The organism is Streptomyces sp. NPDC051987 (assembly GCF_040680735.1).
In the GTDB taxonomy this organism is placed as follows: Bacteria; Actinomycetota; Actinomycetes; order Streptomycetales; family Streptomycetaceae; genus Streptomyces.
Window position 1 is genome coordinate 74,082 of the sequence record NZ_JBFAXI010000024.1, and the last position, 12,417, is coordinate 86,498.

General features: G+C 73.4%; 10 protein-coding genes and 1 pseudogene. 2 read left to right on the forward strand and 9 right to left on the reverse strand.

Features of this window, described 5'->3' with window-relative positions:
• Positions 1-172 precede the first annotated feature (172 nt).
• Together AB0M11_RS15785 and AB0M11_RS15790 are read right to left on the reverse strand one after the other, a co-directional pair.
• The gene (locus tag AB0M11_RS15785) at positions 173-1,483 is read right to left on the reverse strand and encodes a right-handed parallel beta-helix repeat-containing protein (RefSeq protein WP_365705559.1); all 1,311 of its coding nucleotides are present in this window, start codon (positions 1,481-1,483) and stop codon (positions 173-175) included.
• Positions 1,484-1,776: 293 nt separating this feature from the next.
• The gene (locus tag AB0M11_RS15790; protein ID WP_365705561.1) at positions 1,777-2,868 is read right to left on the reverse strand and encodes a mechanosensitive ion channel family protein; all 1,092 of its coding nucleotides are present in this window, start codon (positions 2,866-2,868) and stop codon (positions 1,777-1,779) included.
• A 155-nt stretch (positions 2,869-3,023) separates the two neighbouring features.
• Here AB0M11_RS15790 and AB0M11_RS15795 point away from each other — a divergent pair.
• A pseudogene (locus tag AB0M11_RS15795) lies at positions 3,024-3,578 on the forward strand (FGGY-family carbohydrate kinase); the annotation flags it as partial.
• Positions 3,579-3,842: 264 nt separating this feature from the next.
• On the opposite strand, the gene AB0M11_RS15800 reads toward AB0M11_RS15795, so the two are convergent.
• Positions 3,843-4,607: a crotonase/enoyl-CoA hydratase family protein gene (locus AB0M11_RS15800; protein WP_365705563.1), complete on the reverse strand. Its 765-nt coding sequence runs from the start codon at positions 4,605-4,607 to the stop codon at positions 3,843-3,845.
• A gap of 46 nt (positions 4,608-4,653) precedes the next feature.
• On the reverse strand, positions 4,654-5,637 hold the full coding sequence (locus tag AB0M11_RS15805; RefSeq protein ID WP_365705565.1) for a lysylphosphatidylglycerol synthase transmembrane domain-containing protein: 984 nt from the start codon (positions 5,635-5,637) through the stop codon (positions 4,654-4,656).
• Between the two features lie 165 nt (positions 5,638-5,802).
• On the opposite strand from AB0M11_RS15805, the gene AB0M11_RS15810 reads away from it, so the two are divergent.
• Positions 5,803-7,668 (forward strand): ABC transporter ATP-binding protein, encoded by a 1,866-nt coding sequence (locus tag AB0M11_RS15810; protein ID WP_365705620.1) that lies wholly within the window; start codon positions 5,803-5,805, stop codon positions 7,666-7,668.
• A 106-nt stretch (positions 7,669-7,774) separates the two neighbouring features.
• Here AB0M11_RS15810 and AB0M11_RS15815 read toward each other — a convergent pair whose 3' ends face one another.
• From AB0M11_RS15815 to AB0M11_RS15835, 5 genes are all read right to left on the reverse strand, one after another.
• Positions 7,775-8,227 carry a hypothetical protein gene (locus AB0M11_RS15815; protein WP_365705567.1) on the reverse strand — a complete coding sequence of 151 codons (453 nt, stop codon included), beginning with the start codon at positions 8,225-8,227 and terminating at the stop codon, positions 7,775-7,777.
• A 234-nt stretch (positions 8,228-8,461) separates the two neighbouring features.
• Complete coding sequence (locus AB0M11_RS15820; protein ID WP_365705569.1) at positions 8,462-8,836, reverse strand: MarR family transcriptional regulator; 375 nt, start codon at positions 8,834-8,836, stop codon at positions 8,462-8,464.
• An 84-nt stretch (positions 8,837-8,920) separates the two neighbouring features.
• Positions 8,921-9,094, reverse strand: a complete 174-nt coding sequence (locus AB0M11_RS15825; protein ID WP_365705571.1) for a hypothetical protein — start codon at positions 9,092-9,094, stop codon at positions 8,921-8,923.
• Between the two features lie 36 nt (positions 9,095-9,130).
• Positions 9,131-9,487 (reverse strand): PRC-barrel domain-containing protein, encoded by a 357-nt coding sequence (locus AB0M11_RS15830; protein ID WP_365705573.1) that lies wholly within the window; start codon positions 9,485-9,487, stop codon positions 9,131-9,133.
• A gap of 43 nt (positions 9,488-9,530) precedes the next feature.
• Complete coding sequence (locus tag AB0M11_RS15835) at positions 9,531-12,347, reverse strand: SpoIIE family protein phosphatase (protein WP_365705575.1); 2,817 nt, start codon at positions 12,345-12,347, stop codon at positions 9,531-9,533.
• Between the last annotated feature and the right edge of the window lie 70 nt (positions 12,348-12,417).

A 12,417-nucleotide genomic window follows, 5' to 3' on the forward strand; every position in this document is an offset into this window, starting at 1 on the left:
CCGGCCGTCCGGCCCGGCGCGGGGACCGTACCGGCCACGGGGCCCCCGGCCCTCGCCCGTCCCTTCTCCGCGGGGGAGAAAAGCGGCGGCGTGAGGACCGGGGGCGACACGCCGGCCCCGGCGGCCTTCGGCGACCCCGTCCACCCGGCTCGATCAGGAGCCGATGCGTGCCCTAGGAGCAGCCGGGGACGGTGCTGGGGCTTCCGCAGTTGTCGGGCTGGTTGCCGGCGACGAGGCTGGCGATCAGCGTCACCGTGCCGCTGGCCCTGAAGATGCCGCCACCGGCCGCACCTGTTCCCAGCGCCTGGTTGTCGGTCACCTGGCTGCTCGTGAGAACCACCGTGCCGGCAGCCGTGTTGAAGATGCCGCCGCCGTGGGAGTTCGTGCCGTTGACGGTGTTGCCGGTGACCGGGCTGCTGGTGCTCCGCACCGTACCGGAGAGGTTGTAGATGCCGCCGCCCTGCGCGTTGGTACCGGTGGCGGTGTTGCCCGTGACCCTGCTCGCGTTCACCGTCATCGTTCCGGCCTGCGCGATGCCGGCGCCCAGTGCGTTGAAACCGGTGACGTCGTTGCCGGTGACCGGGGTGGTGTTCACTGTCACCGTCGTGCCCACGGCGGCGGCGATCCCGCCACCCAGGGTGGTCACGTGGTTGCCGGTGATCCTGCTCGTGTTGAAGGTCGCCCTGCCGGAACCTCCGAACGGGCTGACGAACACGCCCCCGCCGGCACGCGCCTGGTTGCCGGAGAGCGTGCTGGTGTTGACGGTCACCGTGCCGTTGTCGTTGTCGATGGCCCCGCCGAAGGTGTCGGCGGTGTTGCCGGTGAGACTGCTGGTGTTCAGCGTCACTGCCGAACCGACTCCCGCGAGCCAGATGGCGCCACCCCGGCCGTTGCCCAGGCCGCCGGACGCGTGACCGTTGCTGAGGGTCAGGATGTTCAGAGTGAGGTTTCCATTGGGGCCGTCGATTTCGAAGAAACGGAAATCGGCGGCGGTTGCGGCTCGGGTGATGGTGTCGCCGTTTCCGTTGATCGTGACGTTGTTCGTGATGACCGGCAGTCCGTTGTCGCCATTGGGCGGTGTGGCGTCGGTGAGGGTGTAGGTGCAGCCGGGCTTGAGGTTGACCGTGCCGCCCACTGCGGCGACAGCGCCGATCGCGCTCTGCAGGTCGCTCTCGCTGCAGCTGGGCACGTTCACGACCAGTGCCCGGCTGGTGGCACGAGGGGGTCTGCCTGCCTCGGTGGAGGGAGCGCCGGCCGCCGGGCCGGCGGGCGCCTTGGCCGACTGCGACACGCCGAGCAGGTCAGGCCCGGGTGGGTTGCCTTGTGCGGCAGCGGACGGCGTGACCACGCCGAAAGGGGCGAGGGTCACTCCCATGAGAAGGGGGATGGCACGACAGATGCTCGGACGCATCGGGGCTCCTTCGGGCGGGGCGCGAATGTCGTTCCCGTAAGTGCTACCGGAACATAAGCGGAAGTAATTCATGTCGGATTAATCGACGAGATGGCAACACGCTCATCCGCTGTCGCAATTCGACCGAGAGGCCCGCACTCGAACAGCCGCTGGTGACGCGCCGCACGCGCACCAATGGGGCGGCCGGCTCCCTGCCGACACCATTCGGTGGCGCTGAGCGCGATGCGCAGGGGTAGCCCCGCGGTCAATGAGGTGGACGGTGGAGACCGTGTTCCGGCCGCCCGACTCGCCCTGAATCGCCGGTGAACGTCAACCACGGTGAAGCAGGGCAGGACGGGCGCGGTCTCGAGATCTTCAGGACGCTCCTATTCGGTGTGCGGCAGACCCGCGGGCATCTCGTCCGGGACGCGCTGCTGCGGGATCACCACGGCCCCCTGCTGGAGCGCCACCGTGCGGGCGGGGGCCGGGATGCGGATGCCCTCCTCGCGGTAGCGGCGGTGCAGGCGCTTGATGAACTCATGTTTGACGCGGAACTGGTCGCTGAACTCGCCGACGCCCAGGATCACCGTGAAACCGATCCGCGAGTCGCCGAAGGTGTGGAAGCGGATGGCGGGCTCGTGGTCCGGGACCGCGCCGGCGATCTCGGTCATGGTCTCGGCGATGACCTCGTGCGTGACCCGCTCGACGTGGTCGAGGTCGCTGTCGTAGCCGACACCCACCTGCACCAGGACCGTCAACTGCTGCTCGGGCCGCGTGTAGTTGGTCATGTTGGTCTTCGCCAGCTGGCCGTTGGGGACGACCACCAGGTTGTTGGAGAGCTGGCGGACGGTCGTCTGCCGCCAGTTGATGTCCACGACATAGCCCTCCTCGCCGCTGCTCAGCTGGATGTAGTCACCCGGCTGGACGGTCTTGGAGGCGAGGATGTGGATGCCGGCGAAGAGGTTGGCCAGGGTGTCCTGGAGGGCCAGCGCGACCGCCAGACCGCCCACGCCCAGGGCGGTGAGCAGCGGCGCTATCGAGATGCCCAGCGTCTGCAGCATCACCAGGAAGCCGATCGCCAGCACCAGCACCCGGGTGATGTTCACGAAGATCGTGGCCGAACCGGCGACCCCGGAGCGGGACTGGGTGACCGACTGCACCAGTCCGGCGATCACCCGCGCCGCCGACACCGTCGCCGCGAAGATGAGCAGCACCTGCAGAGCCTGGTCGGTGTGGTGCTGGACGGTCCTCGTCAGCGGCAGGACCGCCGCCGCGGCCGCCGCGCCGCCCGACAGCGCGGCCCACGGGACCACCGTGCGCAGCGCGTCCACGATGACGTCGTCACCGCTCCAGCGGGTCCGCTTGGCGTGCCGGGCCAGCCAGCGCAGCAGGCCGCGCGACAGGAACGCCAGCAACAGGCCCGCCGCCAGGGCGATTCCGGCCAGGACCAGGTCATCGACGGTGAGCGCTCGGTTCACCGGTTACCTCCCTCTCGGTTGTGCAACCGCTCATCCTGCCGTATCCGCACGGAGGTTCGTGCCGGTCGCACCCGTGTGCGCTTGTGCTGTCCCTCGCCCCTGCGACAGGCTGTCGCGCAGTGATCGTCAGGGAGGCTCGATGACAGGTCCGGTGGTACGGGCTGTCCGCCGAACGCCTCCCCGAGATCGTCGACAACTCCCGACTCGTGGGCACCACAGCGGAGTTCGGCGACAGAATCCCGCTCACCGGCCTCGCCCCGGACCAGCAGGCCGCCCTGCTCGCCCACCGGGTCACCGGTCCCGGCACCGCCCAGTGCACCTACGGCGACGGGGCCTTCCTGCTCGCCCACACCGGTGACACCCCCTGGCGCAGCACCTCCGGACTGGTCAGCTGTGTCGCCTGGCGCTTCGCCGGCGAGCCCGGGTACTGCCTGGACGGCCAGGTCTCCACCGCGGCCTCCGCCGTCCGCTGGCTCACCGACCTCGGTGTGATCTCGGGCGCCGCCGACCTGGACCGGGTGGGCGGCGCCGTTCCCGACTCCGGCGGGGTCACCTTCGTCCCCGCGCTGGCCGGGCTCGCCGCCCCCTGGTGGCGCGCAGAACTGCGCGGCTCACTCACCGGGCTCGGCCTCGACACCGGTCCCGGGCATCTGGTGCGGGCCCTGTGCGAGGGCATCGCCGCACAGGTGGTGGAGCTCGCCGAGGCCGCCGAACGCCTCGGCGTCTTCCGGGCCGCCGTCGCCACCCTGCTGGACGGGCCGGTGGCCGGAGCGAGTTCGGGCGCGCCGCGCTGACGGTCCCGCCGCAGGGCTTCCTGCCCGCCGCGCCGTACGACGGGACGGACGACGGTCGCCGGCGCCGGGTCCGTCGGCCGCGCCCACCGAGGAGGCGGCCGCCGGCAGGCCCCGCACCGCCACCGGCAGCCGATCGGCGGGCCGGACCGCGGGGTCGGGGCGCGGAGCCGGCACGGCGGGTCAGTCTTCCGTGAAGGAGCCGTGCCGGCCCGCCCCCGCGGTGAACCGCGCCGCCCCTTCCAGGCCCTGCGCCAACACCCCCATGCCGTGCCGGATCTCGGCGGCCAGCGCCGCCGGTTCGGCCAGCCCCTCCTGGTCCAGCACCGAGGTACGGTCGCTGCGCAGGCAGGCCTGCGGGAAACCCGCGAGGGACGCGGCCAGTTCCTCCGCCGCCTCGCGGCAGCGGCCGGTGGGGACGAGCCGGTTGGCCAGGCCCATCTCGTGGGCCTCCCGGGCCGGGACGGGGCGGCCGGTGAGGATCAGGTCCATCGCCCGGCTGGTGCCGATCAGCCGGGGGAGCCGTACCGTGCCACCGTCGATCAGCGGCACGCCCCAGCGGCGGCAGAAGACGCCGAACACCGCGTTCTCCTCGGCGACCCGCAGGTCACACCAGAGGGCCAGCTCCAGGCCGCCCGCCACGGCGTGCCCGGCGATCGCCGCGATCACCGGCTTGGACAGGCGCAGCCGGGTCGGGCCCATCGGGCCGTCGCCGTCGACCGCCACCCGGTTGCCGCGCCCGCCGCCCATCGCCTTCAGGTCCGCCCCCGCACAGAACGTGCCGCCCTCGCCCCACAGCACCGCCACCCGGGCCTCGTCGTCCGCCTCGAACTCCCGGAACGCATCCGTCAGCGCCGTTGCCGTCGGCCCGTCCACCGCGTTGCGCGCCTCGGGGCGGGAGAGGACGACCGTGGTGACAGGACCCTTGCGTTCGAGACGGACCGGCATGCGCTTCCCTCCGCGGGGAAGGCCGTCCCGCGTCGGACGGCCCTCGTCAGATGACCTTCAGTCGTACCAGCGCTCCCAGTGTCAGTGCTCCCGGCAGCAACGGCACCCACACGGTGATGATCCGGTACGCCAGCACCACGGCCGTGGCCACCGCCACCGGGCCCCCGGCGGCCACCAGCGCCACGATCAGCGCCGCCTCCACCGAGCCCAGACCGCCCGGCGTGGGGATCAACGCGACGGCCACCGTGGCCGCCAGGTACGCCAGCGCCATGTGCGCGGGCGGCACGTCGAGGCCGAGCGCCTGCCCCACCGCCACCAGGCCGCCCGCCTGGAGCGCGGGGAAGGCGAGCGAACCGCCCCACAGCGCCAGCGCCCGGGACGGACGCGTGTGCACCGAGCGGGCCTCGCCCAGGGCGGCGCGCACGAAGCGGAACACCGGCTCGCGCACCCGCCGTACCAGGAGCAGCGCGGCCAGTGCCGCCGCCACCAGCGCGCCCGCTACGGCCAGGACCGGACCGGCCTCCCCGTCGGGGAGCAGGCCGTCCAGCCGGAGCGCGTCCGGGAAGGCGAAGAAGAGCGCGGCCATCAGGCCCACCCGGGCGATCGACTCGGCGAGCAGGTACAGGGCCAGCGCGGCCGAGGAGGTGGCGAGCGGCACCCCGCACACCGTCATGAACCGCAGGTTGACCGCGCCCGAGCCGAGACCCGTGGGCAGCAGGTGGTTGGCCGAGCCCGCCGCGAGCTGGGTGGCCAGCAGCCGCCACCGGGGCAGCGGCTGGACGACCGCACCCTGCCGGGTGAAGGCGGCGGCCACCCAGGTCAGACAGGTGGCACCGCCGGCCGCCAGCAGCCAGGGCCAGGAGGCGTCACGCAGCCGGCCGAAGCCCTCGACGAGGACCTGCCGGTGCTGCACCGCGATGACCGCGACCAGGACGAGCGGGATCAGAGTGAGGATGTGCCGCACGGGGATGCGGCGGACGAGCCCGGGGAGACGGCTCTCACGGAAGTCGGGGATTCTTACCGCTGTCACACCGGGAGAGGTTCTCCGCGCCGCCCCAACTGCGGGTGGCGGAAGAGGAGACACCGGATGACGGCCCGGAAGCAGGTGAGGGCGCATCGGGTCCTTCGTACGGGGGGACGGCGAACGCACATTGACCTCAACGGAGCTTGAGGTCGTACGTTCTCCTCCATGAGCATGGAGACCACCGCCTGGATGCAGTTGCACAGCGTGATGACCGCCCAGCAGGAGCGGCGCCCGTTCGAACGGGCCACGCTGCGCCGCATCGCCGCCTTCGCCCGCCCGCACCGCGGCGGCATAGTCCGTTTCGTCCTGCTCGGGGTGGTGACCGCGCTGCTCGCGGTCGCCACCCCTGTGCTCGCCGGACATGTCGTCGACGCGATCGTGTCGGGGCACGACACCGGTGCGGTCGTCCGGCTGTCGCTGCTGATCGCGCTGGTCGCGGTCGTGGAGGCGGCGCTCGGGGTGCTCGGGCGGCGGCTCTCGGCCACGCTCGGGGAGGGACTCATCCTCGACCTGCGCACGGCTGTGTTCGATCATGTGCAGCGCATGCCCGTCGCGTTCTTCACGCGTACTCGTACGGGAGCGCTGGTCAGCCGTCTCAACAACGACGTGATCGGCGCCCAGCGCGCCTTCGCCGGCACCCTCTCCGGCGTGGTCAGCAACCTGGTCACGCTGCTGCTCACGCTCGCGGTGATGCTCACCCTGTCCTGGCAGATCACGCTGCTCGCACTGGTGCTGCTGCCGCTGTTCGTGGTGCCCGCCCGCCGGATGGGCGGCCGGATGGCCCGCATGCAGCGCGAGGCGGCCGCCCTCAACGCGGACATGGGCACCCGCATGACCGAACGGTTCTCCGCCCCCGGCGCCACCCTGATCAAGCTCTTCGGCCGGCCGGAGGAGGAGTCGGCCGAGTTCACCGCCCGCGCCGCCCGGGTCCGGGACATCGGGGTGCGCACCGCCACCGCCCAGTCGGTGTTCATGACCGCGCTGACCCTGGTCTCCTCCCTGGCCCTGGCCCTCGTCTACGGCCTCGGCGGCTGGTTCGCGCTGCGCGGCACCCTGGAGCCGGGCGCGGTGGTCTCCCTCGCCCTGCTGCTGACCCGCCTCTACGCCCCGCTCACCGCGCTCGCCGGGGCCCGCGTCGAGGTGATGAGCGCGCTGGTCAGCTTCGAGCGGGTCTTCGAAGTGCTGGACCTGAAACCCCTGATCGAGGAGGCACCGGACGCCCGCGAGGTCCCCGAGGGCCCGGTCGCGGTGGAGTTCGACGACGTCCGCTTCGCCTACCCGGCCGCCGACCAGGTCTCCCTCGCCTCGCTGGAAGAGGTCGCGGTGCTCGACTCGCGCGGCGGCAGCGAGGTCCTGCACGGCATCTCCTTCCGTGCCGAACCCGGCCAGACCGTCGCCCTCGTCGGCTCCTCCGGCGCCGGCAAGTCCACCATCGCCCAGCTGCTGCCGCGCCTGTACGACGTCGACGAGGGCGCCGTCCGCATCGGCGGCGTCGACGTCCGCGACCTGACCGCGGGCTCCCTGCGCGCCACCCTCGGCATGGTCACCCAGGACGGCCACCTCTTCCACGACACCGTCCGCGCCAACCTGCTGCTCGCCCGGCCGGCGGCCACCGACGAGGAGTTGTGGGACGCCCTCGGCCGGGCCCGCCTGGACGAGGTCGTGCGGGCGCTGCCCGACGGCCTCGACACCGTGGTCGGGGAACGCGGCTACCGGTTCTCCGGCGGCGAGCGACAGCGGATGACCATCGCCCGGCTGCTGCTGGCGCGACAGCGCGTGGTGATCCTCGACGAGGCCACCGCGCACCTCGACAACAGCTCTGAGGCGGCCGTCCAGGAGGCGCTCACCGAGGCCCTGGAGGGCCGTACGGCCGTGGTCATCGCCCACCGGCTCTCCACGGTCCGGGCCGCCGACCAGATCCTGGTGGTGGAGGCGGGGCGGATCGTGGAGCGCGGCACCCATGCTGCGCTGCTGGCGGCCGACGGGCGGTACGCGGAGCTTTACCGGACCCAGTTCGCGGAGGCACCGATGGTCTGAGAGAGCGGGAGCCGGCCGTCGGGCTGCGGGCCGTTGCCGGGCGCGGGTGCACCGTGGCAGGTCGCGCGGTTCCCCGCGGCACCCCCTGCTGTCGGCGGACCGGTCCTCAGCGCTCCGACCGCACGGTGGCCTTGGCGGCGGGGGCCTGCTGTCCGTCCGGCGGACGGTGGCTGCCGCGCAGGGCGGAGGCCACCGCGGAGACGAGGGCCATGCCGGCGGCCACGCCGAAGACGATGGCCAGGCCGTGGTGGAAGGGACCGGAGACCAGTCGCGGGAAGAAGGTGTGCCCGGTGAGGACGGACCGCTGGGCCCGCGTGACATGGCCCAGGGCGCCCTCGGAGGCGAGCAGGTGCTCGATCGGGTTGTTGCCGAGGAACGTCGCGAGCAGCGTGCTCACCGGCGGCAGGGACGCGGCGTGCGCGGCGGAGGCGGCCGGCACCCCGTGCGCCATGAGGCCGCTCTTCAGCGTCGCCGGGAGCGAGGCGGCGAGGCCGGACACCATCAGCGAGAAGAAGACACCGATGGACAGCGCCGTGCCGGAGTTCTGGAAGATGAGCATGAACTGCAGTCCGCCACGCGCGATCGCGGTCAGCAGGGCGGCTGCCCGGCGTGAGCGGGTCGAGGCCGATGCCGCGGAAGATCGCCGGCAGCGAGATGATCACGATCGACGCGTCCATCGTGGCGATCAGCACGCCGAGCGTGGTGTTCGACAACGCGACCCACTTGTAGCCGGACCCGGCCGGGGTCTGCTTGTGGCGGGCCGACCGCAGGGCGGCGGACCACCCGCGCCCGCTCACAGCCGCTCCGACAGCCGGTCGAGGAGCGGCAGGGCCGCCCCGAGCGTCGCGCGCTCCTGCTCGGAGAAGGTGTCGAGGACCGCCGCGAGCCGCTGGACGGACTCCGAGCGCCGCTCGGCGAGCACCGCCCGTCCCTCCTCGGTGACGGCCACGATGCTCCGCCGCCCGTCCGCCGCGTCGGGCCTGCGGCGGACCAGCCCGCGCTGTTCCAGCCGGGCGAGGGTGCCGGCCATGGCCTGCGGCCGCGCGCGTTCGGCCTCGGCGAGGGCGGTCGGGGAGTCCGGGCCCTCGCCCGCCAGCCGCGCCAGCACGGACACGCCCGACAGCGACAGGTCCCCCACGGCGTGCGCCTGCCGCAGCCGCCGCGTCACCCGGCCCACCGCCAGCCGGAGATCGGACGCCAGGCCGGTGGCGTCGCTCAGATCACGTATGCGAGGGGCCGACGGGTCGACGGGTCAGCGGGCGATGTGGTGGTGCCGGCCGCCGCGCCGCAGCCGGGAGCCGGCGAAGACAAGGTCGGCGATCAGCACGACGGCGCCGATGATCAGCAGATAGAACAACCCGTGCACGGCGAATCCGACGATGCCGAGCACGACGGCCACGAGGATCAGGAGCAGGAACAGACTCATCGGCTCTCCCGGACGGACTCGGTGGGTCTCGGTGGGTCAGCGGCGGGCCAGGCGGCGTTCGCCGCCCGCGCCCGGGACGTACTCGAGTTCGTAGTGCGCGAAGACCGCGGGCTCGCGGGCGGCGGGCAGCTCGCCGTCGGTGTCGATCGACGGGGCTTTCTTCACCACGTCCTTGCGGTAGGCGACCTTCAGATACGCCGGACCGACGCTCGCCTCGTCGAGCGGCACGAACACCAGGCGGCGCCGGGTGGGCAGCCCGACCGTCACCGTGACGAAGCAGGGTGTGTCGGTCGTGGTGTCCACGTACACCGACTCCAGGACGCCGATCTTGTGCCCGGCGACGTCGACGACGTCGTGACCGCGCCACTCTCGGATGTCGGTTGCTTCGAACATCGGGACCTCCCGTCGTGCGGGTACCCGGTGCCGCCGCCGACAGTCATGGAGTCACGCGGATCCCCACGATGCAGGTGTCGTCGTCGGTGTCGGACCGGCTGTGCGTCAGCAGGCGGTCCACCTGCTGATCCAGGGCCGGCGGCACCGAGCGCGCGGCCTTCAGCAACTGCGCGAGGGACTCCTCCACGGACCGGTCCCGGCGCTCGATCAGACCGTCCGTGTACATCAGCAGGGTGTCGCCGACCGCGAGCTGCACCTCGTGCTCCTCGTACCCGGCCTCCGGCACGGCGCCCAGCAGCAGGCCCTGCACCAGGGGCAGCGGCTCCGCCGCCGCGCCCCGCACCAGGACGGGCGGCAGGTGCCCGGCCCGCGCCCAGCGCAGGGTGCGGCGGTCCGGGTCGTAGAGACCGCACACCGCGGTCGCGGTGACGGAGCCGGTCAGGCGGTGCGTCACCATGTTGAGCCAGCTGAGCAGCTGCCCCGGGCCGGCGCCGGTCACCGCGAGCCCGCGCAGCGCGTTGCGCAGGACGACCATGCTGGTGGCCGCGTCTATGCCGTGCCCGGCGACGTCCCCCACGCACAGCAGCACCAGCCGGGACGGCAGCAGGACCGCGTCGTACCAGTCGCCGCCGATCAGATGCTGGGTCTCCGCGGGCCGGTAGCGCACGGCGAGGTCCAGCCCGGGGACCTCCAGCGGGGTGTGCGTGGGCGGCATGATGGCGTGCTGGAGCTGGAGCGCCAGCCGGTTGCGCTCACTGGCCTGCTGCTCGGTGTGGGCGAGCTGGTCGCGGGTGGCGGCGAGGGCGACCTCGGTCCAGTGGTGGGCGGAGATGTCCTGGTAGGCGCCGCGGACGACGTACAGCTGGCCGTCGGAGTCCAGGACCGGCTCGGCCACCACCCGGATGTGCCGGGTGACCCCGTCGGGCCGCTGGAGGCGGAAGGCGGTGGACGCGGCCCGCCGGTGGTGCAGCAGGGTGCGCAGGAACCGTCCGATGGCCACCGCGTCGTCCGGATGGGCGTGCGCGGGCAGGTCCTCCAGCGCCACCGGGCTGGCGGAGTCGGGCCTGCCGTAGAGCTGGTACAGCTGACCGTTCCAGGTGATCTCGCCGGTGAGCAGGTTCTCCTCGAAGCCGCCGATGCGGCCCAGCCGCTGGGCGTGCTGGAGCAGGCTGGCCAGGCGGGCCGTCTCGTCCTCGATGCGCCAGACCAGCAGGACACAGCTGCCGTGCCGGCTGATGTTGATGTCGGCGACCGCCGCCAGCGCGACGTCGCCGACCAGCGCGGTCAGCCGCATGCGGTGCGCCCGGTACGGCTCGCCGGTGGCGTGGACCCGCTCTATCCGCTCGAAGAGCTCGCTGTGACCGGCTGCCATCGGGTACGTCTCCAGCAGCAGGGCACCGTTCACGACGCCCCGGGGCCGGCCGGCCGGGTCCAGGAAGCGGGCGTTCGCGTGATGGATGCGGAAGTCGGCGAGTTCCCCGTCGGCGTCCAGCACGGGCACGAGCACCAGCGCGGGGTCGTGCAGCCCGTCGGCCAGGTCCATGAGTTCCGTGACGTCGGGCAGGAGACGGGGGCCCTCGGCACCGCCCGGCGCGTCCGGGTCGTAGCCCTCCAGAGTGTGCGCGCAGAGTTCGGCCAGCGCCTCGATCTGGCGGACGACGGGCGGGGGAGGGGAGTCCAGCGGGGTGGGCCAGGCGATCTCCAGAACACCGTGGATCCGCCCGCCGGTCCCGGCCGGCAGGGCGACCCGGCCGCCCTCCGGGTGGTCGTGCTGGCCGATGGAGGGCATGCCGGTCTCGGCCAGGCTGCGGATCCAATGGCCCGTGCGCTCCGCCAGCCCCCGGCGGGCCACGGTCGTCACGCCCGGCGGCACGTGCCGCCAGCGACCCGCCTCGGCGGCGGAGAATCCCGCGGTGCCGGCCAGGGAGAGGGAACCGTCGGCACCCAGCGCCCAGATGGCCACCGCCCGCGCACCCAGCGGCGTCAGGGCGTGTTCCAGCAGGGAGTCGGCGACGGCCTGGGTGTCGTGGGCGGCCAGCACGCCGCTCTCGGCCTCTCGGAGCCGCACGGCCGACGAGCGGCCGTGCGCCGACGACCGCCCGGCCCCGGCCTCGGCGCGGGCCGCGGTGGCCGCGAGGAACGCCTCCGTCACTTCCGAGAGCCGGTCGCGGGCCGCCTGGTTGATGACGTCGACCGCGAATTCGAGGGGGGTGACCCCGGCCTGCCCTGCCAGCTCGGCCAACTGGCGTGCCGCCTGGGCCGGACCGCAGCGCAGCCGTTCGACCAGGATGCCCTTCGCCAGCTCGATCAGCGCCCGTCCGTCGGCCTCCGCCTGCGCCGCCCGCACCTCCTGGCGCAGCCGCGCCACGGTGGCGGTGAGCCTCCCGACAGGCGACGGCTTACCGCCACCGCCCGCCACCGCCGCACCAAGCGCCTCGGCCCCGGCGGCGTCCCCGCTCGCCCCGCCGGCAGCCACCGCCGACGCGACCGCCGCATCAAGGGACCCCGCCTCTGGCTCGGCCGGGCCCTCGCCCCTCTCGCCGGCAGCCACCGCCGACGCGACCGCCGCATCAAGGGACCCCGCCTCTGGCTCGGCCGCGTCCCCGCTCGCCCCGCCGGCAGCCACCGCCGACGCGACCGCCGCATCGACGGACCCAGCCTCGGCCCCCACGACGCCCCCGTCCGCCACGGCATCGACGAAACCAGGCCCGCCTCGGGCGGCGTCGGCGGCACCGTCGGGCGTGGTCTGGGCGGCGTCAGTGGCCTCGACCCGGTTGGTGTCGGCGGAGGTGGGGGCTTCGCCCCCGGTGGCCGGGGGACGGGTGCCCTCTGGGTCGGGCGGGCGACGGAGATCACTCACGGTCAGTCTGTTCCTCGGCAGGGACGCCCCGGGGCGTCAGGCGGTCGGCTGATGGCGGTCGCGGCCGTAC

Coding starts and splice junctions, on each gene's coding strand:
- AB0M11_RS15785 (WP_365705559.1), bottom strand. CDS start 1,483: ATGAATTACTTCCGCTTATGTTCCGGTAGCACTTACGGGAACGACATT.
- AB0M11_RS15800 (WP_365705563.1), bottom strand. CDS start 4,607: ATGCCGGTCCGTCTCGAACGCAAGGGTCCTGTCACCACGGTCGTCCTC.
- AB0M11_RS15810 (WP_365705620.1), top strand. CDS start 5,803: ATGGAGACCACCGCCTGGATGCAGTTGCACAGCGTGATGACCGCCCAG.
- AB0M11_RS15815 (WP_365705567.1), bottom strand. CDS start 8,227: ATGCTCATCTTCCAGAACTCCGGCACGGCGCTGTCCATCGGTGTCTTC.
- AB0M11_RS15825 (WP_365705571.1), bottom strand. CDS start 9,094: ATGAGTCTGTTCCTGCTCCTGATCCTCGTGGCCGTCGTGCTCGGCATC.
- AB0M11_RS15830 (WP_365705573.1), bottom strand. CDS start 9,487: ATGTTCGAAGCAACCGACATCCGAGAGTGGCGCGGTCACGACGTCGTC.